The following is a 25,757-nucleotide window of genomic DNA, read 5'->3' on the forward strand; positions in this document are numbered from 1 at the left end:
CGCTTTAAGATTGCAATCAGGCAAGGGCAGGGCGGTTGAGACAGCACATAAAAAACCTGACCAGGAACAATCCGGGTCAGGTTTTTTAGAAGATGACGCGAAGACTTATTCGTCTTTAGAGGGTTTGATTCTGCCCAGCGGTTCACGATCTGTAAAGGCACGGCGACGGCTGCGCTGCCATGGTAGCGGACGTTCCAGGGTTTCTGGGACTTCACCACTCATCGAGCGCAGACGTAAATGCAGGGCTGCCTGTGCCATCAGGTTGGCCGATACCGGTGCGGTAATAAAGGCAAACAGGGTAATCAGCACTTCTGCAAACCCGAAGCGACCCAGATAAGCTGAATAAATAATGGCAGCAATCAGGAAGCTGCCCAGACCTAAGGTACTGGACTTGGTCGGGGCATGCAGGCGCATAAACAGGTCCGGCAGACGAATCATGCCAATTCCGCCGACCAGCATAAAGAAGGTGCCGATTAACAGGAAAATTGAGACCAGGATTTCCATCATCAGTTGCATGCTGTTCTCCTAATCAATCACGTGGCCAGAGGTGAAGTAACGGGCCAGGGCAGCGGTTGAAACAAAGCCTAGCATCGCCACCAGTAACGCACCTTCAAACAGTGAAGTACTGGTCCAGTAAATGCCCAGCACCACAATCAGACAGGTCGCATTTAAAAACAGGGTATCCAGCGCCAGCAGACGATCCACAATTGACGGTCCCATAATCAGGCGAATCAGGCACATAAACATCGAGCCGGCAATGGCAATCAGGCAGATGCCAAGCGCATAAGGCAATATCATCATGAGGCCGCTCCTGTCTTGACGTTAAAGATTTCAATCAGCGGCTGTTCATAACGGCTCTTGATCAGGGCAATTTCAGCTTCTTCGTCATCTGTACTTAAGGCATGCACCAGAATATCGCCACGGTCCTGGTCAATACCGGCCGTGACCGTCCCCGGCGTGGTGGTAATGATCATCGCCAGCAGGGTATTGACCTGTTCATGCTCGGTCTCCAACGGTACACGGAACCATTTCGGATGCAGCGCATCGGTGGGTCCCAGCACCTGTTTGGCGACGCGGATATTGGAAAGGATAATATCCCAGACCACCACCCAGAACAGTTTAAAGGCTGGCACCCAGTGGATATTCGGGGTGCGGGCAATAAACGGTTTGACCATTAGCGGAATCAGGATACTCAGGATCAATGCCATCAGCAGATTGCCGGCAGAAACACTATGTGCCAGTAACAACCAGCTAATGGCCACAATCACCGAAACAAAGGGATGTGGCAGCCAGATATCCCAAAACGATGTCTTTTGCATAGTTATGGCTCCATAGGTTTAAGTTGTGGCAGGTCGTCGCTGGCGGCGTCCTGCTCAATCTGCTGATTGATCTGACGTTGTTTATAGTCCGAAATATGCTCACCTTCCAGTGTATTTGGACTGATTACATACGGAATCAGCTTGGCATTCGGGTCCGGTTTTTCACCACTGTATTTGGTTTCTGGCAAATAGTTTGGATCATAAGGCTGGACGCTAATCACCTGGCCGGTTTCATCCTGCTTTAACACCGCCATTTCATACAGACGGTTGTTCTGCATTTGCTGGGCCGTGCTAAAGGCATAACGCTGGATTGGATTAGCAAAAACCACATAAGCCACCAGTGCTGCCAATAACAGGTAAATGGCCTTATCATTGCCTTTCGGGGCCTTGGCTGGCAGGGCCTGGTAGCTGTGATAGGCGTCATTGTCCGGATCATCTTCCGGACGCGATGCGCGCCAGAACAGGATAAAGCCAACCCGGGTCAGGGCCAGAATACTGAGTAAACCAACTAGCAGCACCACGGCAATAATAATGCCCTGATAAGGCGCATCAGCCGTGGCCTGTAACAAGAATACTTTACCGAGGAAGCCACTAAAAGGCGGCAGGCCGGCAATCATCAGTGCAATCAGCAGATAGGTAATTGACATCACTTTATGCTGTTTCATTTGCGGGGCGATATTAAAGTGATCCTTAAATTCACCGCGCTGCGCCGTGACCCAGCCGCAGAACAGATAGAAGGCAGCGGCAATTAAGGTACTGTGTACCAGATAATACAACGCTGCCGTCCAGGCCTGGGTGCTAAACAGGGCAATCGCAATCAGGATGGTCCCAATCGACGACAGCATCATAAAACCGACAAAACGGCGTAAGCGTTCTGCCCCAATTGCGCCGATGACGCCATACAGCGAGGTAATCAGGCCAATTGGCAATAACCAGTTGCTGAGAATTTTCTGGCTCAGTTCATCATCAAAGACCGTCCCATTGACCCTTAAAATCGCATAAATCCCGACCTTGGTCATAATGGTAAAGATCGCCGCCACAGGCGTTGCCGCTACGGCATAGGTTTTCGGTAACCAGAAGCCGACCGGCAGCATCGCCGCTTTAATCCCGAACACAATAAACAGGATCAAGCCGCCGACCACCGCCAGACGATGCTGATCTTCTGCCAGCGTCGGTATTAAACGGGCCACATCGGCCATGTTGAGGCTGCCGACACTGCCGTAAATCATACCCAGACCAATCAGGAACAGTGCTGAAGCCAGCAGGTTGATGGTGACATAATGCACCCCAAGCTGAAAGCGCGGTTTGCCCTGGCTATGTAGCAACAGCACATAAGAAGCCAGCAGTAGCACTTCAAAAAATACGAACAGGTTAAATAAATCGCCGGTGAGGAAAGCCCCGCACAAGCCCATCATCAGGAAATGGAACATGGCATGGAAGTAGCGGCCGCGTTCATCCCATTGCTGGCAGGCGAACCACAGCACTGGCAAGGCCAGACCGTAAGTCAGTACCAGCATTAGCGCAGACAGCTGATCCAGCACCAGTACAATCCCGAATGGAGCCGACCATTCAGACAGGTTGTAGACGGTAATCTGGCCGGTTTTGGCCAGCATCAGATAGCTGATCGCCAAGCCCAGTCCGAGAATAGTCGAAATCAGGCTGATGCCACGACGCCACGGCTGGCGCCAGTCATACGACAGCGAACCCGAACCCGGGTTGCCCAGCAGCACCAGAATAAAACCGGTAAAAGCCGGCAGCAGGATGCTGAGAATAGGAGTGTGTTGCGCCCATAATTGGATAAAGTCATGCATTATGGCTCATCCTCACGTGGGTCAAGTAAAGCAGGATCATCTTTGGCATCCACATGGTCGGTTCCCGATTCATAACGGCTGCGTAAGGCCAGCTGCACCACAAAGGCAGTGGTGGCAAAGCCAATTACAATAGCAGTCAGCACCAGTGCTTGCGGTAAAGGGTCGGTGGATTGCGCCGCCGTGGTTAAAATGGCCGGCGCATTCAGCTGAATCCGCCCCATGGCGAACAGGAAAATATTGACTGCATAACCAATCATGGCCAGGCCCAGTACCACCGGAAAGGTACGTGCCCTTAAGATCAGGTACACGCCGGTGGCGACCAGTAAACCTACAGAGGTTGCGACTAAAAATTCGATACTAATCATGCTTACCCCCGAGGAATTGGACCAGACATACTGGAATGACGCGAGTCGCCCAGCACGGAAATCAGCAACATGGTTGCCCCGACAACGGTAACGTAAACTCCAACATCAAACAGTGCCGCTGAAGCCAAATGCAGTTCACCAATCACCGGCGGATTGACATAAATATGTGCACTGGTCAGGAATGGACGGCCCCAGAACCAGGCTGCAATCCCGGTCAGGCCGGCAATGGTCAGACCGGAACCAATCCAGATTTCATATAAACGTCCGGATTTGGCTTTCAGCATTTGCTCGGTTTGGTCCTGACCAATGGCAATGTACTGAATGATCAGTGCCATTGATGTGACCAGTCCGGCAATAAAGCCACCGCCTGGCAGATTGTGCCCGCGCAGGAAAATATACAGGCTGACCACTAAGGCCACCGGTAAAATCCAGGAAGCGGTCATGCGCAGCATCAGTGGAGATGGGTTAAAACGATAGGTCAGGCCCTGCGTCATGGTGGTGCCGTGGGCACGCATCCCATCCATCAGGCAGAGGGCGCCAATGGCAGCAATACCGAGTACGGTAATTTCGCCGAAGGTATCGAAACCACGGAAGTCGACCAGAATCACGTTGACCACGTTGGTACCGCCGCCCAGTGGAATTGACTGCTGATTAAAGAACCATGAAATCGAGTTGTGATCACGGGTCATGATTAACCAAGCCAGCCAGCTAATACCAGCACCGGCCAGAATTGCAATCCCGGCATCGCGCCAGCGGCGGGTGCTGCTTGATTCATACGGGGTTAATTGTGGCAGCAGCGACAGGCTCATCAGTAACAAGACGGTGGTCACCACATCGACGGTAATCTGGGTTTGAGCCAGATCCGGAGCCGACAGGGTTACAAAGATCATGGTTACCACCAGACCGACGGCGCCACTGATCAGGACAGCTTTAATCCGTTCATGATGGAACCACAGCATCATCCAGCAGGCACTGAATAACAGCAGCCACAAGACAATGGCAATTGCAGGTGCCTGGGTCAGCTCACGCGTACCGGTACTAATCCCCTGATTCAGCAGCGGCACCGACACCAGTGCAATAGTAAACACCAGAATCCAGAACAGATAACTTTGTAGGGAGCCGTTTTCGGTCAGGCGTTTAAAGCGGCGCGAGTTCAGCAATAGGCCTTTTAAGAACAGGTCAAATAACACCCGTCCCTGTAAGCGGCCCAATGCCGGATCAAGATCAATCTCGCGGATACGGCCGCCTTTGGCCAGGGCAAAATACATCACCAGACCGCCCACCAGCGCAATCACACTCATTAGCAATGGCAGGTTAAAGCCGTGCCAGATGGCCAGATGGGTGCCTTCAAAATTCATCAGCTGGGTACTGGCACGGGTGGTGCTATTGACCAGATGCTCAACCAGCAGGGCAGGGAACAGGCCGACCGCAATACATAAAATCGCCAGAATCAGGGCCGGTGCGCGCATGCCCATTGGCGGTTCATGTGCATCTTTATTGGGTACGTCTTTGCCAATCGGGCCATCGAAGAACACGCCATGCACTAAGCGCACCGAATAGGCCACGGCAAAAATACCGGCCAGTGTCGCCACAATTGCCGAGATCACCACCACCGGTCCGCTTAAATTGGCCAGCAGTTCGGTAAAGAACATTTCTTTGGACAGGAAGCCGTTGAACAGAGGCACACCCGCCATCGACGCAGCCGTAATCATGGTCAGCGTACCGGTAAACGGTAACAGCTGCCATAAGCCACTCAGTTTGCGTAAATCACGGGTGCCGGATTCATGGTCAATAATCCCGGCAATCATGAACAGCGCCGCTTTAAAGGTGGCGTGGTTAATAATATGGAAAATGGCTGCAGCTACGGCCAGCGGAGAACCAATCCCGAGCAGGCAGACAATCAGGCCCAAATGGCTGATGGTGGAATAGGCCAGCAGACCTTTCAGATCTTCTTTGAAAATGGCAAAGAAAGCCGCGATACACAGGGTAAACAGACCAACAAAGGTGACCAGATTATGGTACAGCGCCGCGCCGGCAAAAATTGGCAGCAGACGCGCCAGCAGGAAAATTCCGGCTTTCACCATGGTCGCGGAGTGCAGATAGGCCGAGACTGGCGTTGGCGCCGCCATGGCATTCGGCAACCAGAAATGGAACGGGAACTGGGCACTTTTGGTAAAGGCACCAAGCAAAATCAGCAATAAACTGGGTACAAACAGCGCATGGCTTTGAATCTGATCGGTCATGGTCAGAATCTGGTCTAGCTCATAGGTGCCGGTGATCTGTCCGAGCAGGACAAAACCACCCAGCATAGCCAAGCCACCCATGCCGGTAATGGTCAGGGCCATACGTGAGCCGCGTTGAGCCGCTTCGTAATTGCTCCAGTAACCCACCAGCAGGAAGGAGGAAATACTGGTCAGTTCCCAGAACACCAGCAGGATAATCAGGTTATTCGACAATGAAATCCCGAGCATGGCTGCCATAAACAGCATGAGCAGGAGATACAGTTTGCTGAGGGAGTTTTTGGGGCTTAAATAATAATAAGCATAAATAAAGATGAGGGTACCGATACCGGTAATCAGCAAAGAAAATAATAAACCTAAAGCATCCAGGCGAAAGCTTAAATCAATCCCTAACTGGGGTAGCCACGACCATGACTGAATGATGGTGGCGCCATTAAAGACATCCTTTGCTTGAGTCAGTAACAGAATCAGACTGCTTAAACTGACTCCTATCGCCCCTAAAGCCGTTACCCCGCGCGAGAATTGCTTCAGCCACGAGACAAGGGTTGTGCCAAGTACCAGCGGTAGCAATATAATAATCGATAGCACACTCGTATCCATTGTCTTGATAGGTTCAAAACCTAAGGGTGAATCTTATCTTTCAAGGATTACAGGAATGCAAGGAGCAGTCCAAAATACTCAATCTTGAAAGCCGAAAAATAGAATTATGGCTAAATAAACAAGTTGTGTTGCGCAACTTGAGAAACTTATAGCAAATCGGATTTTACTATAAAAATATAAATCTGATTGATTTTATTACATGAATAAAACAACATCAATTTGTTTTTGCGCACACGGCAGATATTATACGCCGCCGAACTTTTTTCAGGATGAAATTGTTAGATCAGACCGGATTTTTTCGGCTGATTTTCCGATATTCCTCATATTCAAGGCAGCGGATGCGGGGTCGAGGTGTCATCATCATTTTGCAGCCGTTTCAGCAAGGCTTCCTGCTGTTCGGCACTCAGTTGCTGCTGAATCTGCTGATAGATGTCATCTACGCTGGTGGGCTCCTGTACCGCTTCACTCAGGCTTTCATCGCTGCTGCTGACTTCAGTCTGCATAAACTGGGCATAAATAGCGTCCAGCTGTTCCTGCACCGGTTGCAAATGAATTGGATGCAATTGCTGCTGATCCAGTCTTAAACATTGATAGTCTTCGGCATTTTCCAAGAGTGCCGTGCGGTTACCGGTGGCAATAATCTGCAGTGCCGGAAAAGCCTGATGCAAACGTGCCAGAATTACCGAGGCCATATCCTGATCAAGCTGATGATCGACCTGATCAATCAGCAGAATGCCGTCGCCTTCTAGAGTCGGATACAGACTATAGGGATTGAGCAGACATAAACGCCGCACAATATCTCCGACCAGTGCAATCCAGTTGCGGATACTGTTGGACAGCTGCTGATACAGCTGGGTTTTGCCCTGATAGGTGACCATTAATTGCAGTTTTGGATGATATTGTAGATAAATCTGGCTCAGTTCTGGCAGTACAATCTGTAGTGCATCGCGCAGGGCCTGCAGACTTGGCGCGTGCATCTGGGCATGTGCCTGCATCAGTTTGTCACGCCGTGGAGGTTCTGCGTCGGGATGCTGCGGATGTAATAACTGTTCAATCAGCTGGGCGCTCTGGGCGTTTTCAATATCGGAAATTTCCCGGAACCACTCAAAAAAACGTGTAAAGGTGGTGAAGGGGATAGCAGAAATTTCATAGGCATGTGCAGCCTGAAAAATCAGCGGATTGTTTTTACTCAGCAGATTGACTTCATTGACAAAACGTTCGGCCGGATAATAGGCAATTAATGGCAGGCCTTGTAGCGGGTCCTGTTTTACCGCCTGCTGGTACAGGCTGACCATTTTTTCTAGTTTCTGGGTTTCAGCCTTGCTGACCCCGACGCCGTTGCTGTTCAGGGTTTTGTACAGCTGCCAGTCGCAGCACTGACGGTCCTGCTGCTGGGCATCGCTGCTTTCCGGCAGGCTGCCAATGTCTTTGGGAAAACACACGCACAGGTCAATTTTGGACTGCAGCCGGGTGTGCATAATGTCCTGATCGAGCATGACCAGTCCGGAGGTGCGTAAATCTTTATAACGGGCAGCAAACCAGGTCAGTGCCTGATAGGTGAAGCGCAGTAGCGAGGTTTTACCGGAACTCTGATTGCCCAGAATTAAGGCCACAGGCTGTTGCTGCGGATGCAGTTGTAGCTGAAGGTCGGTAAAGTGGGTGATGTGCTTGAACTGGACAGACTGAATTTTCATGGGTCACCTGCATGCTTTAACCCACCGCCTTACGCAAGGACACCGGCATCTGCTGTTTCAGCTGTTGCACCAGATCGTAAATATGATGGATATTTAAGCTTACTTTAGCACGTGTGCAGGCCACGTACAGTAATCGTAACTCTTCATCACTAATTTTATGATCGCGTTCATTGACCTTGAACTGATAGTCATCTTCCAGATGCACGCGGTCCCATTCCAGCCCTTTGGCTTTGTGCGCGGTTGAAATAATATAGTCCGCCTGACCAATCGGGGTGATTTTGGCTAGCGCCTTTTTCAGCGGATCGGTACCATGATCATCCACCAGTTTTACCAGCGGCTTAATGTCGCTGCCTTCATTGGTTTCGCAATATTCATGTACATCGTGCCAGGAGTTAAACCAGGCCAGTTCCGGCACATCGGTGACGCGGCGGCCCTGTTTCAGCATACTGGCGGCATCGACAAAGCGGTTCAGTTTGACATGATCGGCCTGCAGGCTGACCTTGTCACCATGTACCAGACCGGCCAGCAGCAATTCCATCGCCCGGGCATTGGTGCGGCATAAAATCGCATCACGCTGTTTGGTATGCGGCTTGTTCACCACTTTGGAATGTAAATCCGGGTTGCCGAGCAGCGGCACAGTTTCATTTAAACCGCCGAGAATGGCATTGGCGGTCATGGCGATGTCCGGACCAAAACGGAATGAGGTGGTTAAGCGCGACTCCGGCAAAGGCAGTTGCTGCATGGCGTTGATGGCACCGCGCCAGGCATAAATTTGCTGATGGGCATCGCCAACATAAATCACCTGGGTGTTACGCTGTTTGAGCAGAATCCCCAGCATTAGCGGGTCGGCATCTTGCGCTTCATCAAACAGCACATAATCGGCCGGAATATTCGGTTCCGACAGTGCCCACAGTTTCAGGTAAATATCATGACCGATTCCGGCCTGATGGTTCGGATCTATCGATTCCAGCCAGCGCCGTTCTACTGCCGGATACAAATGTTTTTGCAGCAGCTCGGCATCATCGGGATGTAGCCAGTTCGGTGCCTGAATATGCCGTGGTGCCGGATATTGCGAGCTGGTCGAGCAGAAATAGCCAACTGCATTGGCCACCAGACTGGCCAGCCGTGAAGGCATCAGCACATATTTTTCATAGCGGCCACCCATCATCCGGCGCAGGGTAATTGGCTCGAGACGATATTCCTTGGCAATAAAACTCGGACTCAGGCGCGGCAGGCGCAGTTTGTCGGTGACTCCACGTGGAACACTACGAAAGGCCAGCGAGTGAAAGGTGCGACAATCGACATTGCGATGAAACTTGTGTTGTGCTTCTGCAGCAATGGATTTGTTAAAGGCCAGATACATGCCACGCCGCTCCGGCATGGCTTCACTGATCATCTGTAGGGTAGTGGTTTTCCCTGTGCCGGCATAGGCAATCACCTTGAAGGATTTGCCCAGACGTGCGTTATCAATGGCAGTGGCCTGCTCATAGGTGGCGGTCGGTTTCTTCAGCTCAGACACAGGGCGACAGCTTAAGCCTGAGTACGGTTGGCTTTTTCCACCAGACCGGATAAGCCCTGACGGCGTGCCAGTTCATTCAGAATCAGTTGCGGGTCCAGATTGAAATAGCCGAGCATGACCAGGCTGTGGAACCATAAGTCAGCCACTTCATAGATCAGGTCATTTTTATTGTCTTCATAAGCTGCAGCCTGATATTCCTTGGCTGCCAGAATAGTTTCTACGCTTTCTTCACCAACTTTTTCCAGAATCTTGTTCAGGCCTTTGTGATACAGCTTGGCCACATACGAAGAATCCGGATCGGCGGCTTTACGTTCAGCCATCATTTTGCCTAAATAGCTCAGAATTTCGACCTGTTCAGATTGCGCAGTGGAGGCATTCATGGCCAAGGTGTGCGGATTGCTGGACTTCTCGCCATAAATCGCATTCGGGTCTTTCAGCTGCGCATCAACAATTTCCCAGCCATTCGGAGTCAGTTTGCGATAGAAGCAGGATTCACGGCCAGTATGGCAGGCAATGCCGCCATGCTGTTCAATTTGCAGGATAATCACATCAGCATCGCAGTCCAGACGGATTTCATGCACGGTCTGGAAGTGACCGGATTCTTCACCTTTGTGCCAGAGTTTGTTGCGTGAACGGGAAAAATACACCGCCTGATTTTTTTCTGCGGTTAAGGCCAGCGCTTCGCGGTTCATCCAGGCCACCATCAACACCCGACCGGTTTGATGATGCTGTGCAATGGCTGGCACTAATCCCTGTTCGTTAAATTTTACTTCATCGAGCCATTGCAAGTTATTCATGAGTATGTCACCAAAATTTGTTCAGAAAAACGAGATTTACGCCAGTGCGCAAACGCTATAGTGTACGGTATCTGACCGGCTTGCAGGAAAAAATCTTTGTCTATTTTTGCTCAGGATGTTACCACCATCCTGCTCATTCATCTCCCCATTTAAAGCGGCTGTAACACCTCTGGTAAACACTGCTTTTCAACCAGTTCTAAAAATTCATCGCCCAGGCGCTGACTTTCCGCAATACATTGTTTCCAGAGCTGAATACGCTGTGCCTGATCCATGCCTTTTAAATTAAAGTCTTTACGGTCGGGTAGGCGGCCCAGGGGTAAAGACTGTAAATATTCGGCTGATGGTGAAATCAGCAGGGTCCGTGCATGATTGTCCGGATTGGCCTTGCGGTGTTTCAGCATTTTGTCGAACCAGCCTGGGGTAATGCTATCGGTAAAATGCGGATACAGCACCAGTCCCTGACTCTGAAACGGCAGGTCAATATGATAGTCAATCAGGCCGCCATCGCGGTAGCTGCCCGGCGCTTCCGGAATATCCCGAATTGCGGACATCACGCCCGGAATTGAGGCCGAAGCCATCAGCCAGCTGGTGACATTGTCCGGCGTTAGCGCATGATAATGGGTAAAGAAATCATCCTGCACCTGAAACTGGTTGCCTTGAGCTGGCTGGCTGATCACGCGCTGCATAAACAGGCGGTTGTGTTTGCGCGCCAGTGCATTGCCGCTGACAATACCAGCCACCGAGGCCAGTAGGGCCAGTGCACGGTCACTCTGGAAAATGTGCTGCGCTTTTACCGAGAGCACGGTCAGATGATAATCCGGATGATCGACCAGCTGCTGTGCCTTGCCATCGACCAGATTCAACAGCATATCGCGGCAGACATGACTGACGTCCTGCCGTGACATTTTTTTATGAAAGCTCAGATTGGTATATAAGTCTGCCAGCCGTTCGGTACCTGCTTTGGCGCCCCAGGCCAGAATGCTGGCAAAACGCCAGCTGCCAATTGAAGAACCAATCAGGGTGCGGCGCTGCGCTGACTGCGGCAAAAACTCGCCAAAAATGGCCTGATCCAGTCCCTGAATACCAATACCTTTTGGACCACCGGCAGCACCCGGAATCATATCGACCTGATCGGGTTGTAGGCCCTGCTCGGCAATCAGCTGCCGGGCCAGATGACCGGCACGAAGGGTGAGGGCAGGTGGACGTTTTTGCAGAATCTGGATCATGGTCAGGCAGAAAAATAAACAGTTGTCTGTATTTTAGGCCAGTGACCAAGGCTCACAAGGGCAGGAATGTTCACTCTCTGACTGCTCAGTCATCCGGCATGTGGTCTGCAATAGCGTGGCATAAAAAACCGGTCATGTGACCGGTTTAAATAATGGGGGATATAAGGCTTCACGCAACTTCGCCCATTTCGCCTTATTTGGCCACGCGCCAGACTGCCAGAATACTGGCCAGCACAATCAGAATGACTGAGACAAACCACGGTGAAATAATCGCAATCGACAGCAGAATCGCCATTACGCTACCAAAGATCCAGCTGCGTTTTTGCTGATGTTCCATTTGCAGACGCATGCTTTGCAGTTCATTCAGCTGTTTGGCATGCCAGGCCGACTGGTTTTTCAGGCCGTTTAAGCTGTCGACCATCAGGGTCGGTAAATCCTGCGCACCCAACAGTAGGTCCGGAATTTTTTGTCCCAGCTCTTTCAGGTTTTTCTGCGGATTCATTTGTGCCTTGACCCAATCGGTGAGGATTGGTTTGGCCAGACTCCAGATGTCCAGTTCTGGATACAGATCGGTGCCTAGACCTTCAACATGCACCAGCGTTTTGAGCAGCAGCATCAACTGTGGAGGAATTTCCAGATGGAAACGGCGGGCAATATCCATCACTTCAATCAGAATACCGGCAAAGTCCAGCTCATGCATGGGTTTGGAGACCATCGGTCCTACCGTGCGGCGCATTTCACGTGCCAAAGCATCCTGATCGGTGCCCGGTGGAATCCAGCCAGCCTGATGCACAATCTGGATCAGCTGCATAAAGTCGCTGTTCATGACTGCCAGTAACATGCGCGCCACGGTCATCTGGTCGTGCTTGGACAGCTCACCCATAATCGCGCAGTCCAGTGCAATAAAGCGTGGGTTTTGCGGATTGATAGTTTCTACAAACACATTGCCCGGGTGCATGTCGGCATGGAAGAAGTTGTCGCGGAACACCTGGGTAAAGAAGATGGTCAGGCCTTTTTGCGCCAGATCGGCGCGGTCCATACCCAAGCGGTCAAAGGTGGCCACATCGGAAATTGGTACCCCGGTAATCCGCTCGGCCACCATCACATCTTTGCTGTCCATATACACTTCCGGCACATACATCATGCTGGAGCCGGTGAAGTAATGACGCATACGGCGGGTATTATCGGCTTCTAAGGTCAGATCGAGTTCTTTCAGGATAATCTGGCGATAGTCCTGAATAATTTCGGATAAATGCAGCGCGCGTGCCGCTTCAAGACGTTTTTCCAGAAAATGGCCGAGCCATTGCAGAATTTCAAAATCCTGCAGAATCTGCTGGCGGATATTAGGACGGGTGACTTTGACCACCACTTCGCGGCCATCGTGCAGGGCAGCGGTATGCACCTGGGCAATTGAAGCAGCTGCCAGCGGCTGCTCATCAAAACGCGCGAACAGGGTGTTGACATCGGCCTTTAAGGATTCCTGAATCCGCATTTGCGCGACATCGGAACCAAAGGGTTTGACCCGGTCCTGCAGCAAGACCAGCTGCTGTAATACTTCAGGTGGAATCAGGTCACGACGGGTCGATAACAGCTGACCGAGTTTAATCGCCAGCGGTCCCATATCTTCCAGGGCCTGTTTCAGCTTGAGCGGATTTTTCCGTTCCTTACTGGACCAGGCCGCCGGATGCATCCGGATCAGACTCAGAATATGGCGGGCTTTTTCTGGTAATTCTTCCGCAGGGAACAACGTGTCGAGTCTATAGTGCGCAGCAATACGCCAAAGTTCGATTAAACGTGAAACGTGCGGAATCATAAATCTCTTTACCTAGTCGTGTGAATCTGGAGTGTCTTCAAGCTGCTTGCGGAGCTGTTGAATCTTGGCCTCTACGCGGTCGATATTCTGGTTCAGGATGCGGGTATCCTGTTGCAGATCATCCATTTGCCAGCGCGGTGCAAACAGGCCGGAATCTTCTTTCAGGGCATCTTCGGCGAAAAACAGCTGACTTTGCAAGGTTTTTTTCAGCTGCTTGGGCGCCAGCTGGATTTTACCCAGCTCATGTGCCAGTGTCGGGCCAACCCATGGCGACAGATGCGCGGCCAGATCGGGTTCGGCCTGCTCGATAATACGCTGGATGTCCTGTAGCAGCTTATAGTCGCCTTGTACCGGAATGGTGCCGACATCATCGGCCAGCAGCAGTTTCAGCAGTTCCACCACATTCTTGACCTGCAAGGTGGCGGTGGCTTCACTGAGCTGCTGTTCGCGCTCAAACGGGCGCTGCTCGAAAATAGACGGTTGGGTTGCCTGTCCGGTAACGGTCGGCTCCAGACGCACCTTGTTTTCATCAAAAAATACATCTACCGACAGTTGCGGCGCATCTATCACCACGCGCAGGGTTTTGCCCTGTAGCTGGTTCAGCTGGATGCGGGTAATCGCATCCAGATTAATGACATGATGGATGCATCGTTCAACGGCACCTAAGGCCAGAATCGACCACATAGCAGTGTCCTTTTCGGAATTAGAGTTTAAAACCGCGGTGCACCGCCACAATACCACCGGTCAGGTTGTGGTAGTCACAGTTCTGGAAGCCGGCATTTTCCATCATACCTTTCAGGGTGCGCTGGTCTGGATGCATACGGATTGATTCCGCCAGATATTTATAGCTTTCAGAATCATTCGCCACCAGTTTGCCCATGATTGGCAGTGCGGTGAACGAGTACAGGTCGTACAGTTTCGAGAACGGTTCAAATACCGGTTTTGAGAATTCAAGAATCAGTAAACGGCCGCCTGGCTTAAGCACGCGGTACATGGCTTGCAGTGCAGCATCTTTATCGGTCACATTACGTAAACCAAAAGAAATGGTCACCAGGTCAAAGCTGTTGTCAGCAAAAGGTTCAAGTGTTTCAGCATTGGCCAGGACGAAATCGACATTGGTACAGCCGGCATCAATCAGACGGTCACGACCGACATTCAGCATCGATTCGTTAATATCTGAAAGGACCACATGGCCGCTTGGACCAACTTCACGGCTAAAAACTTTGGCCAGGTCGCCGGTACCGCCCGCAATATCCAGTACGTGCTGGCCACGACGCACACCCGACATGTTAATCGCAAAGCGTTTCCATAAACGGTGAATACCAAAAGACATCAGGTCATTCATGATGTCGTATTTGCTGGCCACCGAATGAAATACTTCCGCCACTTTCTGGGCTTTTTCTTCGCTGTTTACGGTCTGGTAGCCAAAATGTGTGGTCGCACCGACATTACCGGTATTGGCGCCACGTGGCAGGTTGTATTTTGGAATGCTGCCTGTTACCGGGGTGTCAGTCAGGCGCTGCTCTAGAGACTGCTGCTGACCTTGTGGTGCACCTTCCGGTAATGGCGAGGTTAAGAATGGGCTCACTTTGTCTGTGTTGGTTGCCGTTTCTGGATGGGTAGGCTTTTGCTCTTCATTAGACATAGTGTCACTCCTAACATGAAAATCGGGTTGATGTGGCAGTGCAAGCATGATGACAGATTCTTAGGCGTTGTACAGTCATCGGCCTGCAATTGTCAGGAATAAAATACAGAAAATTGAATTGTTATCCTGATGAACGTGAATGCATATTCGTTTTACTGCTGTTTTTGTACCAAATTTTGGCCATCACATGCAAAAAATTATGTGGCTTTATTGAAAGGGCTGCGGATCTCCCCGATGCACTTTGTCAATAATCTGGCGTTCAACTGCGGTAAATTCGCGGACAAATTTTTCTGCAGATTTCAGCGGTTTCATGGCCACAAAACCATCTTGCATAAACTCGTACATGATATCGAAATTGTATTTATGCGCGGCGCCTTTACACATTTTAAAGGCGGTATAAACCATAAAGGAGCGCATGTATTTGTCCAGGCTTTTGCCCAGTTCATCCAGCATGTCCAGCTGTTTTAAACGCGCGGTGCCCTGATCGAGCTTTAAATAGGTCAGGCGCATCATCTCGTCGCTCAATGGCGTCTGCGCCGGATAATCCTTTAACAGCTGAATGGCAACCTGTTCATCCAGTTGCACTGCTAAAATGGCCAGGGCCACCCCGGAGGTGCCGGTTTTAATGGCATTTTCCGGAATCAGTTTTTCTGCTTTATGTGCGTATTTGGTCAGGCGCGCAATCTGTCCGGCCAGCGCATCAAAATCGGGGCCGCCGTATAAACGGTTTAGAAAATATTCGGCCATCAGCATATTATTTTTTTCGGCAAAATGCGGGGCATGGGTGCGTTGCATGCGCTGTTTCTGCCACAGCTGCACTTCCTGCAAACGTGTGAAAATTTCCGGCTGGCGATGATATTCAAATTGATTATAAAGTTCTAAAAGGTCATCTAAAACCGCAAGTTTGGACATGGAGCGTCTCAATTGTTTTGACTTAAGCGGCATTCTAAAGCCAGTTACATGCACAGGCCATGACAAATTGGTGACAGATTCAGGATCATCGGGTCAGTTTGCACTAGAAATAGACAAAATCAGACAGACGCGCTATACAAAATCATCAGCCGCCCGGCCAGCAGGCTGGTTATACTGAACGGAACAATAAAACAAGAGTGTGTGCCTATGACCGAGCAGAACCCGCAAACAGAATTTCAGTTAATGGATGAAGATCAGCTGTCTGTCGAGCTGATTGAAGCATAATATGCCCTAAAAGACAGCCGCGGTCAGAGCAATGCCAAAAGTCTGGTGATTCTGGTCAGCGGCATTGAGCTGGCTGGCAAAGGCGAGGCGGTGAAACAGCTGCGTGAATGGGTCGATCCGCGTTATTTGCATGTGAAGGCCGATGCCGCACACCTGTTTGATTTCAAAACCAGTTTCTGGCAGCCCTATGCCCGTTTTATTCCGGCCGAAGGGCAGATCATGATTCTGTTTGGCAACTGGTATAGTGATCTGCTCAGCAGTGCCACCCATGTCTCGAAGCCTTTTGATGACAGCCTGTTTGATGAGTATGTGCAGCGTTTTCGGGCCTTTGAACAGGATTTAAAAAACAACCAGGTCGATGTGGTCAAGATCTGGTTTGACCTGTCCTGGAAAACCCTGCAAAAACGCCTGAACGAGATGGACCCGAGCGAAGTGCGCTGGCATAAGATGAATGGCCTCGACTGGCGTAACAAAAAACAGTACGACACCTTGCAAAAGCTGCGCCAGCGCTTTACCGATGACTGGATTATTATTGATGGTGAAGATGAGCAGCTGCGTGACCAGCAGTTTGCCCAGCATGTATTACAGGCTTTTAAAGATTGCCCGGAGCATCCGAAAACTGTTGAGCAGAGCTGGCAGCAGGCGCCCATTCCTGAGGCCTTGCTCAATCCGGACAATGCCGCGCTGGATGAGGGCGACTATAAAGCCGAACTCAAAAAACTCAGCCGCAAAGTGGCCGATGCCTTGCGTTTTGATGACCGCAACGTGGTGATTGTGTTTGAAGGGATGGATGCCGCCGGCAAAGGCGGCGCAATTAAACGGATTGTGAAAAAGCTGGATCCGCGTGAATACGAAATTTATACCATTGGCGCACCGGAAAAATATGAATTACGCCGGCCTTATTTATGGCGTTTTTGGACCAAGCTGCAACCAGAAGAAAAAATCTGTATTTTTGACCGTTCCTGGTATGGTCGGGTACTGGTGGAACGGATTGAAGGTTTTGCCAGTGACCTGGAATGGCAACGCGCGTATGCGGAAATTAACCGCTTTGAACAGGATTTAACCGAGCATCAGACCGTGATTATCAAGTTCTGGCTGGCGATTAGCAAAGATGAGCAGGAACAGCGTTTTAAAGCGCGTGAACAGACTGCACATAAACGCTTTAAAATTACTGAGGAAGACTGGCGGAACCGGAATCGCTGGGATGATTATTTAAATGCCGCAGCCGATATGTTTGCCCATACCAGCACCGAGGATGCACCGTGGCATATTATTGCCACCAATGACAAAAACAGTGCCCGGATTGAAGTGCTGAAAACCATCTTGAAACAGCTGAAAGTCGATTAAGCCGGCAGCAACCATGCATGAAACAGCCATAAAAATGCCGGTCACTGGACCGGCATCAGATTGAGGAAAAAGGCTTAGCCATTGACCACCTGGGTCTGTTTCTGCTGGATGCCTTTGGCAATCTTATAGCTTTCTTCTACATGCGCTTCGGCGACTTTTTTCATGACAAAATAGCCCAGACTGGCCGCCACCAGCTGTCCGCCTAAAGGAATAAATTTGGTGACTTGCTTCGTGATCACTTTCGCGGCAACATTGTTCAATGATTTTTTGACGGCGGTACGTGCCACCACCAAACCGGAAAATTCAATGCCGCGTTTACGCAGTTCCTGCCAGTGAATCTGCTTGGTTTCCGGGTCATAGACACTGACCTGTTCCGGCGACAGACCAAAACGGGCATTAATTTCAGGAATCAGTTGTGACAAAATACCGACGTCAATCACGACATCTAAAAATGGAACCGGAATGACCGCCGCGCCTGCGGACACGTAGGCCCGTTTTCTGACCAGCTCCAGACAGTCAGCACGAACTTGCTCTAAATTTAAATTGGGGTCAATCGAGTTGGGAATCTTGTCTATTTTCATAATATTAAATACCTTAAGCGGTGTATCGATTTTTTTATTGAAGCACTATTAAGGTACGTATTTCAAAGCATTTTTGAATCGAACCATGAGCTAAAAGTGACATAGGCAACTGCAAAAGTATAGTAATGAATCTTTATGGTTTTGTAGATATCATGGCAAAAGTTTAACAGGGTAGAGCGTTATGGGGATTCATGTCATTCAAAGTCAGCGTGTCGATGTACTGGTCGAGGCGATGCTGAAGACAGTCCGTAAACCTGCAGCGCATCCGCTGGAGGTATTAAAAACCCAGCACTTTATTGTGCCGTCCCCTGCGGTGGAAGCCTGGTTAACCCAGCGTCTGGCCGAACATCAAAGCATCTGTGCCAATACCGAGTTTCATCACCGGATTCGCGGTTTCCAGTGGAGTGCCTATCAATGGGTGCTGCATGATCAGAAGGACTTGGTCCGTCAGGCCAATATTCCACGAATTATCATTAAATGGCGCGTATTTCAGGCGCTAAAAGAATTTATTCAGCCGGAACAGAATCCGCTAGCAACCAGCCATGCGCTGTTTCCGATTATCCAGCGGATTTATGCCAGTGCCGACCGGCTGGAACAGCCGCTGGAACGCCAGCTGAAAAAACAGAGCATGTTGTATTGGGTGGCCGAACAGGTATCCAAACTGTTTAGCCACTATATGACTTATCGTGGGCATTGCCAGAAAGGCTGTGGCGAGCAGTGCCGCTGTCCGACCAACTGGCTGATGCAATGGGGCCGTGATCAGGCCCTTGATCTGGAGCAGATGTTCTTTAAAACCGACAGCGAAGTGTCGGGCTTTATGCTGCAGCAGGCAGAAGAACTGGAGGCGTGGCAGCGCTGGCTGTGGCAGGCAGTTTTTCATGAAGATTTTGAGCAGATGCAGCAGATTGACCAGCTGTTCTGGCAGGCGCTGGGCAGTCCGGAGCAGCCGGGCAAGGCGCTACGCAAATTACCGAAACAGCTGGTGGTATTTACCTTGCTGGACTTGCCGCCGCAGCAGTTACAGTTCCTGCGCCGTTTAGGTCAGTACATTGAAATTTTTATCCTGCATTATAACCCTTCACAGGAATACTGGGCCGACAGCGTCGATCCGAACTGGAAGGCACGTTATGATGCGCGGGTGAAACAGCGTTTTCTGGCGCAGCATCCACAGGCCAATGATGCCGAGATTGCCCAGTTTTTCGAACAGTTTACCCTGCATTTTAATGCCCAGAACCGCGAGTCGCGTCATCCCTTGCTGACCCGTCTGGGCAAGCAGGCACGCGATCATTTCTCCTTACTCTCTGCCTTATCTTCCGGTGAAGAAGGCGTCTGGGCCGATCTGTTTATTGATGACTATCAGCCCAGCTTATTGGGCAAGCTGCAGGCCGATATCCTGTATTTAAATGAACCGGCCGCGCATCAATATGCTTTAGAGCAGCATGATGATTCCATCCAGATTCATGTCTGCCATTCCAGTCTGCGTCAGCTGGAAGTGTTAAAAGACCAGCTGTTGCACTGGCTGTCGCAAGGCACGAAAGAGCAGCCGCGCCGGCCAAGCGATATTCTGGTTTTAAGTCCGAATTTAAAAGAGATTGAGCCTTTAATCCGCAGTGTCTTTGCGCCGCCACCGAGTGCGCGTGATCTGGGCAATCCCTTACATGACAGTAGCCGGTTGGCCCAGCACAGCGTGTATTTGCCAATTCAGATTGCCGGGGTCAGCCAGCTGGATGTCAGCAATGCCTGGCGCGCCGTGGCCGGCCGGATTCGTCTGTTACAGGGCCGCTTTAGTCTGGATGAATTTGCTGACTGGCTCGGGCTAGCGGCCAGTTTGCAGCGTTATGAGCTGGACATTACCCAGCTGGAGCGTTTGCTGGAGCTGCTTAGTGCCGCCGGTTTTAAACGCGGTTTTGATGCCGAGCATTTGCAGCGCAGCCTGAGCGCCGATGATCAGGATTATCGCTTCAGTTTTAAATTTGCGCTGGATCGTCTGGCGCTGGGGCTGGCCATTCCGGAACATACCCTGTTTCAGGACACCCTATGTTTTGCCGAGGTAATGCCGGCCGATTTTGAACTGATTGCCAAACTGATCCAGATTTATCAGGACCTGGCCGAGCGCCGGCACTGGATGATTGCGCATGAACGCGGCGAGAACACGCGGGCCGAACAGTGGCTAAAACGCTTAATGCAAGACATTGACGAGTTTAGCGCAGCTGGTGTCACCGCGCTGGAAAACGTCTATAAAATCATTAAAAAGCAATACCGTATGCTGACTTTGGCCAGCTATTATGATGAGCAGGACCGGCATGCACTGGCGGCCTTAAGTCTGCCTTTGCCGTATATATTGGAAGAAATTGAAGCACAGCTGGCAGCACAACTGGAACAGGCTGAACCAAGCGGCCAGATTACCTTTTGCCAGCTGGGCCAGCTGCGTCCGCTGCCGTATAAACTGGTGGTGATGCTGAATCTGGACAGTGGCAAATTCCCGAATCGTAATGTGCAGCTGCCATTCGATTTAATGCAGTTGCTGAAACCGCAACTGGGTGACCGCTCGCGTCTGGAAGATGATCAGGGTGCATTTTTGGATGCACTGCTATTGGCGCAGGACAAGGTCTGGCTGTTTTATAACGGCTTTGATGTCAATGACGGGCAGGTGCGTGATCCGTCCAGCATCTTACAGGAGCTGATTCAGCATCTGGCGCTGATTGTTGCCGCGCCGCAGCCCGAGTCTGCGCTGAACCAGACCGTGAGTATTGACGGGATTGAGGTGCCGGAGCAGTTGCGTCAGCTGTACTGTGTGCACCGTTTACAGCCGTTTGATCCGCTCGGTTTTGAATCCAGCGAGATCATCCGTTTTCAGGACCAGTGGTATGCAGTGGCACAGCAGATTCGTCAGCCGGGTGGGCAGCGCAGTCACTGGGCCAATCAGCCTTATCCTTTATTGACCCAGGATTTGCAGGTGCTGGACAGCCAGCAATGGATTCAGGACATGATTTTCCCGGCGCGGCTGTATTTAAAAAGTGTCGGGGTGGAAAACCTACGTCCGGAACAGCGCAGCGATCAGGCCGAGCCGTTATTGCTGGATGGTTTGGGTCGCTATACCATCCGCGATTTTCTGAAACAGCAGCACGATACGCCCGATCCGGCACTGTTACAAGACCGCCTGCCGATTGGCAAAATTCGTGAAGGCAGCTGGACCATGAGTCTGGTCGAACAGCAGCAGCTACAGGCCCGCTTGCAGCACTATGCACCGAGTGAAACGACTATCACCCGACAGGTCTGGAAAGTGCGTCCTGACTTGCACATCCGCCTGACCCTGCCAAAACAGGGCGCCGAGCGCTGGGTTAGTCTGGAAGCGTCCAGTGCGCGTGCCAAACGCCGTACCGCACTCTGGCTGGAATATCTGCTCTGGCTGGCCTATCTGAATCTGGGTGATGGCGGCCAGCAGCATCAGCGGATTGTGGTATTTAGTGATGATACCGTCTGCTGTGAAGGAGTCAGTTCCAATCAGGCCAGACAGTGGCTGGAACACTGGTTTAAGGCTTGGGACTATGGCCAGCGCCAGCCTTTGGTGCTGCCATCGGCCTTGCTGCTGAAAGTGGCGGAAAAAGGCAAGCAGCATGAATGGGAACCCGATGCCGAACAGCGTATGCAGCTGAAAGATCTGGATGGCTTGTATAAGGACTGGAATGATTCGGGCCAGTTTAGTGCCTTTTCGGTGGCCGACAACGAAGCCTGCAAGCATCATCGTGACTGGCAGTTTATTTTGCAGGAGCAGGATGCCAGTTTATTATTGGCGCATGCCTGTGAACAGTTTTCCTATGATTTATACCAGCCGATTTTCTGGCACCAGCAGACGCTTGAGGAGTAAATGATGGCCGCTACTCCACATTCTTCGCCGCTATCTTTCCAGCCCATTACTGACATGCAGTTCAAGGGGCTGCACTGGATTGAAGCTTCGGCTGGCACCGGCAAGACCTATACCTTATCCAGCCTGATTGTACGGATTTTTCTGGAAGCCTATTTACCCCATCAGGTGGTGGCGACCACCTTTACCCGTGCCGCCGCGGCCGAGCTGAAAAGCCGGATTCGTGCACGTCTGGTTGAAACCCTACGTTATTTTGAACAGTGCCAGTCCTATACTGAAGCCGAACTGCAAGCCAAGGCCCAGACTGAGTCCGATCCGCTATTGCAAAAAGTGCTGGCGGATTATGCTGCCAAACCGGACTTTGCCCGTGACCGGCTCAAGCTGGTGATTGACCAGCTGGATGAACTGTTTGTGGGTACCTTAGACAGTTTTAGCCAGAAGTTGTTGCGAGAATTCAGTTTTGAATGTGGCAAGATTGAACGCGCCGATATTACTGATGATGCCAAAAGTTATGTGCATCAGCTGATTCATGATGTGCTGCGGCAATGGCTGCAGGCCCAGCCACAGCAGGTGGTGAATTATCTGCTGTTGCAAAAGAAACTCAAGCATGTCGACGCCTATGTGGGTATTGTTGAAAATACCCTGAATTTTGCCTCGGCCCAGTTTCGTGAAGTACCGGCGCCCGAACTGGATTTAAACCAGTTTGAAGCAGCCATTGATGAGTTGTTGCAGCTGGATCTGGCTGATGTCGACAGCCTAAGCGACTATTATCTGGAGCAGGGCCAGTACGCTGCATTGGTTGGGAAAAAGTGGCGCACCAATCAGCTGATGCAACACACCTTATGCGAGGCTTTGCCGGCATTACTAAAGGCGTTGTCCCAGCAACGTGGCTATGCCTTGTTTGCACCACATTTTGAAAAAACCTTAAAGCTGTGTACCGATTTATCCACCAAAAAAGTGCTGAACAAATGTCCGGACGAGGTGCTGACGCAGTTTGAACAGCATGCGGTGATTCAACGGCTAAAAGCCTTCTGCCAGCAGTTGCAGCAGCTGCAACTGGATTTAGAGCTGCTGGATGCCTATCTCAAATACTATTTAAGCCGCGAAGTGAAAAAACGCCTGCCACAGGTGTTGCAGCAAAAAGGTGAAACCACCTTTGCCCAGCAGATCCGCAGCCTGTCGGAAGCCTTGCAGGGCGAGCAGGGACTGCGTTTTGCCCAGTTTGTGCACAGTAAATATCCGTTGATTCTGGTCGATGAATTTCAGGATACAAACCAGGATCAGGACAGTATGCTGGCCAGTATCTGGCGTCATGCCCGCTATTATCAGCAGGGCTGCATGATTATGGTGGGTGATCCAAAACAGGCCATTTACGGTTTCCGCGGCGGTGATATGCTGACCTATAACAAGGCCCGGGCCGATGTGCAGGCCAAACAGGGACGTCTGTATAGCCTGAAATACAATCATCGTTCTATTCCGGCTTTGGTGGAAGTGGTCGATGCCTTGTTCCAGCGCCAGATGGATTTTGGTGAAGAGGTGCAATATAGCCTGGTAGAAGCTGGACCTCGCCCCCATCCGGCCTTAATTGACGGGCAAGGGGAGAACCGGCAGCCCTTACGCTGGTTAATGCTGGAAGACAAAAATAATGAAGCATTGCAGGTGGCCTGGAAAATCCGGGAACTTTTAAATCAGGCGGCGCAGCAGCAAATCTATCTGCACAATGGTCAGGAGCGCAGCCCGCTAATTGAAGATGATATTGCGGTGCTGTCCAAAAACCATGACGGGCTGGACAAGGTGCAGTACGAGCTGGAGCGGCTCGGGATTCGGGTGAACCGTCCATCCAAACGCAGTGTGTTTGACAGCCAGATCGCCAAAGATGTGGGGGCGGTGCTGACCGCAATTATGCATCCTTATGATGAAGCCAAAGTCAAACGGGCCTTGTTAAGCCGCCTGCTGAATTTTAATTTACAGCGCTTACTGGAACTGGAGGCTCATCCGGCCGGCCTGAGCCAGTTTATGGATGATTTTGACTGCATCCGCAGCATCTGGTTTGAAAAAGGCTTTTTAAGTGCCTGGCAATATGCCCTGAACCTGTTTCAGGTCTGGGAGAATCTGGTCGCCCATCACAGCCGTGACAATGAACGGGTGGTGGTCAATCTGCGCCATTTAAGCGAACTGCTTAGCCAGCACAGCGAACATTATCAGGGTGCACAAACCCTGTATCAGTGGTATTTAAAACAGTTGCAGGCGCCAAGTGAACGCGAGTGGGAACTGGAGCGAAAACTGTCCAATGCCGCCGGGGTACAGTTGATGACCATCCACCAGTCCAAAGGGCTGGAATTTAAAGTGGTGTTTTTGCTGGGGGCTGATAAGGACTTTCGCGAGGTCAACAAAACCCTGAATTTCTCGACCATTCAGGCGGTCAATCCGCTGACCGGTCAAACCGAGCAGCAGCGTCTGATTGCGGTAAATGCAGCAGCCTTGCTCAGTGCAGAGGATCAACAGCAGCATCAGCTTCGGGCCGAAGCTGAGCAACGCCGTCTGTGGTATGTGGCGCTGACCCGGGCCAGCCATCGGGTCTATGCCATTTTGCAGGATCAGAGCGGCAAATCCTGTTCCGGTCTGGCTTTCTGGCGCGGTCAGGGCAGTGACGTTTTCCAGCATCCGCATTGTGGCGATGAAGCATTGCTGACTGAAAAGCCGCCAAAGCTGAAGCTGCAGCAGCATGAGCAGACGCTACCATTAACGGCAAAGACTTTCCCGCAGCAGCGTTTCTATCCGCGCAGTAAAACCAGTTTCAGTGCTCTGGCCCAGCATTTAAGCCGTAAACAGGCGATTGATGCGCTGGCGGCTCATATTGAGCAGCACAGCAGTGCCTCTGATGAACTGCATCAGCCAGTAGCGGTGGCTGATGTCGACATCCTGAATCAGCCGATTGCCTGGATTAAACGCCAGTTCCCGATGGGTACGCTGGCCGGTAATTTCCTGCATGAGATTTTTGAACACATTGATTTTCAGGATCAGCAGGACTGGCCGCTGGAAATCCAGCGCCGTTTTAAAAATGATTATCCTTCTTTGTGGCAGGAGCTGCAGGACAAGTTTAGTCAGGAATATCCGGAACATACGGAGGACATCTTGCTGAGCTGGCTGTCGGCTTGGCTGCTGGATGTGCTGAGTACACCGCTGCATCCGGGCTTTCAGTTAAAACAGCTGGCGCCCGAGCAGCATCTGGCAGAATTTCCGTTTTATCTGTCCTTGTCTGATCAGGTCTTGGCGATCAAGCGGATTCATCAGCTGTTTGATGAATATGGCATTCAGATGCTGGATTTTCATGATGCCAATTCGGCGCGCTATTTAACCGGTTCGATTGACCTGGTGTATTTTGATGGCCACCGTTACTATATTGCCGATTATAAAAGTAACTTTTTAGGCGCCGATCAGTCGCATTATCAGGCAGCCTCGGTGCAGGCCAGCATGTCACAGTCCAGTTACTGGCTGCAGGCCGGTCTGTATCTGGTGGCCCTGCATCGCTACCTGAAAGTCCATCTGGAAAATTACGATATTTATCAACATTTAGGTGGGGCCAGCTATTTGTATTTGCGCGGCATGAATGGTCAGGCCGGGCAGGGCGTGTACCATTGGAAACCGCCGGTCGAGTTTATTTTGCGACTGGATGCACTGTTGGGGAATCCAACTGTCGATCAACTGGGGAAAATTGCCTAAATCATTTAATAACAT

Annotated in this window: 17 protein-coding genes and 1 pseudogene; 3 read left to right on the top strand and 15 right to left on the bottom strand. The window is 51.0% G+C overall.

Annotated elements, in window-relative coordinates; genetic code table 11:
* Positions 1-105: 105 nt before the first annotated feature.
* The 14 genes from FTU54_RS04660 to FTU54_RS04725 form a co-directional block, all read right to left on the bottom strand.
* Complete coding sequence (locus FTU54_RS04660) at positions 106-516, bottom strand: Na+/H+ antiporter subunit G (RefSeq protein ID WP_016659653.1); 411 nt, start codon at positions 514-516, stop codon at positions 106-108.
* A gap of 9 nt (positions 517-525) precedes the next feature.
* Entirely contained in the window at positions 526-801 is a 276-nt protein-coding gene (locus FTU54_RS04665; protein ID WP_005181799.1) for a monovalent cation/H+ antiporter subunit F, read from the bottom strand.
* The gene (locus FTU54_RS04670) at positions 798-1,319 is read right to left on the bottom strand and encodes a Na+/H+ antiporter subunit E (RefSeq protein ID WP_005181800.1); all 522 of its coding nucleotides are present in this window, start codon (positions 1,317-1,319) and stop codon (positions 798-800) included. The genes FTU54_RS04665 and FTU54_RS04670 overlap by 4 nt, the downstream gene beginning before the upstream one ends.
* A gap of 2 nt (positions 1,320-1,321) precedes the next feature.
* Entirely contained in the window at positions 1,322-3,130 is a 1,809-nt protein-coding gene (locus FTU54_RS04675; RefSeq protein WP_168407410.1) for a monovalent cation/H+ antiporter subunit D, read from the bottom strand.
* Positions 3,130-3,495, bottom strand: a complete 366-nt coding sequence (locus FTU54_RS04680; protein ID WP_075167613.1) for a Na+/H+ antiporter subunit C — start codon at positions 3,493-3,495, stop codon at positions 3,130-3,132. Before FTU54_RS04680 ends, FTU54_RS04675 begins: the two co-directional genes overlap by 1 nt.
* Positions 3,496-3,497: 2 nt before the next feature.
* The gene (locus tag FTU54_RS04685) at positions 3,498-6,335 is read right to left on the bottom strand and encodes a monovalent cation/H+ antiporter subunit A (protein ID WP_180046137.1); all 2,838 of its coding nucleotides are present in this window, start codon (positions 6,333-6,335) and stop codon (positions 3,498-3,500) included.
* A 326-nt stretch (positions 6,336-6,661) separates the two neighbouring features.
* A complete protein-coding gene (locus FTU54_RS04690) occupies positions 6,662-8,029 on the bottom strand; it encodes an AAA family ATPase (protein WP_160241676.1) in 1,368 nt (455 codons plus the stop codon).
* Between the two features lie 16 nt (positions 8,030-8,045).
* Complete coding sequence (locus FTU54_RS04695) at positions 8,046-9,548, bottom strand: UvrD-helicase domain-containing protein (protein WP_005181808.1); 1,503 nt, start codon at positions 9,546-9,548, stop codon at positions 8,046-8,048.
* Positions 9,549-9,559: 11 nt separating this feature from the next.
* Entirely contained in the window at positions 9,560-10,345 is a 786-nt protein-coding gene (gene hisIE / locus FTU54_RS04700; protein ID WP_005181811.1) for a bifunctional phosphoribosyl-AMP cyclohydrolase/phosphoribosyl-ATP diphosphatase HisIE, read from the bottom strand.
* A 149-nt stretch (positions 10,346-10,494) separates the two neighbouring features.
* Complete coding sequence (locus tag FTU54_RS04705; protein WP_005181814.1) at positions 10,495-11,571, bottom strand: patatin-like phospholipase family protein; 1,077 nt, start codon at positions 11,569-11,571, stop codon at positions 10,495-10,497.
* A gap of 193 nt (positions 11,572-11,764) precedes the next feature.
* Positions 11,765-13,384, bottom strand: a complete 1,620-nt coding sequence (locus FTU54_RS04710; protein WP_180046135.1) for an AarF/ABC1/UbiB kinase family protein — start codon at positions 13,382-13,384, stop codon at positions 11,765-11,767.
* A 12-nt stretch (positions 13,385-13,396) separates the two neighbouring features.
* On the bottom strand, positions 13,397-14,068 hold the full coding sequence (locus FTU54_RS04715) for an SCP2 domain-containing protein (protein WP_168384419.1): 672 nt from the start codon (positions 14,066-14,068) through the stop codon (positions 13,397-13,399).
* A gap of 19 nt (positions 14,069-14,087) precedes the next feature.
* Positions 14,088-15,029 carry a bifunctional demethylmenaquinone methyltransferase/2-methoxy-6-polyprenyl-1,4-benzoquinol methylase UbiE gene (gene ubiE, locus FTU54_RS04720; RefSeq protein WP_005181822.1) on the bottom strand — a complete coding sequence of 314 codons (942 nt, stop codon included), beginning with the start codon at positions 15,027-15,029 and terminating at the stop codon, positions 14,088-14,090.
* 207 nt (positions 15,030-15,236) lie between these two features.
* Positions 15,237-15,941, bottom strand: coding sequence for a hypothetical protein (locus FTU54_RS04725; protein ID WP_127798531.1), 705 nt, complete (start codon positions 15,939-15,941; stop codon positions 15,237-15,239).
* Between the two features lie 207 nt (positions 15,942-16,148).
* Here FTU54_RS04725 and FTU54_RS04730 point away from each other — a divergent pair.
* A pseudogene (locus FTU54_RS04730) lies at positions 16,149-17,573 on the top strand (phosphate--AMP phosphotransferase).
* Positions 17,574-17,647: 74 nt separating this feature from the next.
* Here the strand turns inward: FTU54_RS04730 and FTU54_RS04735 are convergent.
* The gene (locus FTU54_RS04735; RefSeq protein WP_180046133.1) at positions 17,648-18,154 is read right to left on the bottom strand and encodes a hypothetical protein; all 507 of its coding nucleotides are present in this window, start codon (positions 18,152-18,154) and stop codon (positions 17,648-17,650) included.
* A gap of 181 nt (positions 18,155-18,335) precedes the next feature.
* On the opposite strand from FTU54_RS04735, the gene FTU54_RS04740 reads away from it, so the two are divergent.
* Positions 18,336-22,022 (top strand): exodeoxyribonuclease V subunit gamma, encoded by a 3,687-nt coding sequence (locus FTU54_RS04740; RefSeq protein WP_180046131.1) that lies wholly within the window; start codon positions 18,336-18,338, stop codon positions 22,020-22,022.
* A 3-nt stretch (positions 22,023-22,025) separates the two neighbouring features.
* Positions 22,026-25,742, top strand: coding sequence for a UvrD-helicase domain-containing protein (locus FTU54_RS04745; RefSeq protein ID WP_180074533.1), 3,717 nt, complete (start codon positions 22,026-22,028; stop codon positions 25,740-25,742).
* Positions 25,743-25,757: the final 15 nt, after the last annotated feature.

The organism is Acinetobacter sp. YH12116 (genome assembly GCF_013418895.1).
Taxonomy (GTDB): Bacteria; Pseudomonadota; Gammaproteobacteria; order Pseudomonadales; family Moraxellaceae; genus Acinetobacter; species Acinetobacter indicus.

Excerpts from the sequence above, each read along its gene's own strand:
- FTU54_RS04725 (WP_127798531.1), bottom strand. The coding sequence starts at position 15,941 with ATGTCCAAACTTGCGGTTTTAGATGACCTTTTAGAACTTTATAATCAA.
- FTU54_RS04675 (WP_168407410.1), bottom strand. The coding sequence starts at position 3,130 with ATGCATGACTTTATCCAATTATGGGCGCAACACACTCCTATTCTCAGC.
- FTU54_RS04670 (WP_005181800.1), bottom strand. The coding sequence starts at position 1,319 with ATGCAAAAGACATCGTTTTGGGATATCTGGCTGCCACATCCCTTTGTT.
- hisIE (WP_005181811.1), bottom strand. The coding sequence starts at position 10,345 with ATGAATAACTTGCAATGGCTCGATGAAGTAAAATTTAACGAACAGGGA.
- FTU54_RS04660 (WP_016659653.1), bottom strand. The coding sequence starts at position 516 with ATGCAACTGATGATGGAAATCCTGGTCTCAATTTTCCTGTTAATCGGC.
- FTU54_RS04690 (WP_160241676.1), bottom strand. The coding sequence starts at position 8,029 with ATGAAAATTCAGTCTGTCCAGTTCAAGCACATCACCCACTTTACCGAC.
- FTU54_RS04735 (WP_180046133.1), bottom strand. The coding sequence starts at position 18,154 with ATGAAAATAGACAAGATTCCCAACTCGATTGACCCCAATTTAAATTTA.
- FTU54_RS04680 (WP_075167613.1), bottom strand. The coding sequence starts at position 3,495 with ATGATTAGTATCGAATTTTTAGTCGCAACCTCTGTAGGTTTACTGGTC.
- FTU54_RS04710 (WP_180046135.1), bottom strand. The coding sequence starts at position 13,384 with ATGATTCCGCACGTTTCACGTTTAATCGAACTTTGGCGTATTGCTGCG.
- FTU54_RS04745 (WP_180074533.1), top strand. The coding sequence starts at position 22,026 with ATGGCCGCTACTCCACATTCTTCGCCGCTATCTTTCCAGCCCATTACT.
- FTU54_RS04740 (WP_180046131.1), top strand. The coding sequence starts at position 18,336 with ATGGGGATTCATGTCATTCAAAGTCAGCGTGTCGATGTACTGGTCGAG.
- FTU54_RS04685 (WP_180046137.1), bottom strand. The coding sequence starts at position 6,335 with ATGGATACGAGTGTGCTATCGATTATTATATTGCTACCGCTGGTACTT.
- FTU54_RS04715 (WP_168384419.1), bottom strand. The coding sequence starts at position 14,068 with ATGTGGTCGATTCTGGCCTTAGGTGCCGTTGAACGATGCATCCATCAT.
- FTU54_RS04665 (WP_005181799.1), bottom strand. The coding sequence starts at position 801 with ATGATGATATTGCCTTATGCGCTTGGCATCTGCCTGATTGCCATTGCC.
- ubiE (WP_005181822.1), bottom strand. The coding sequence starts at position 15,029 with ATGTCTAATGAAGAGCAAAAGCCTACCCATCCAGAAACGGCAACCAAC.
- FTU54_RS04705 (WP_005181814.1), bottom strand. The coding sequence starts at position 11,571 with ATGATCCAGATTCTGCAAAAACGTCCACCTGCCCTCACCCTTCGTGCC.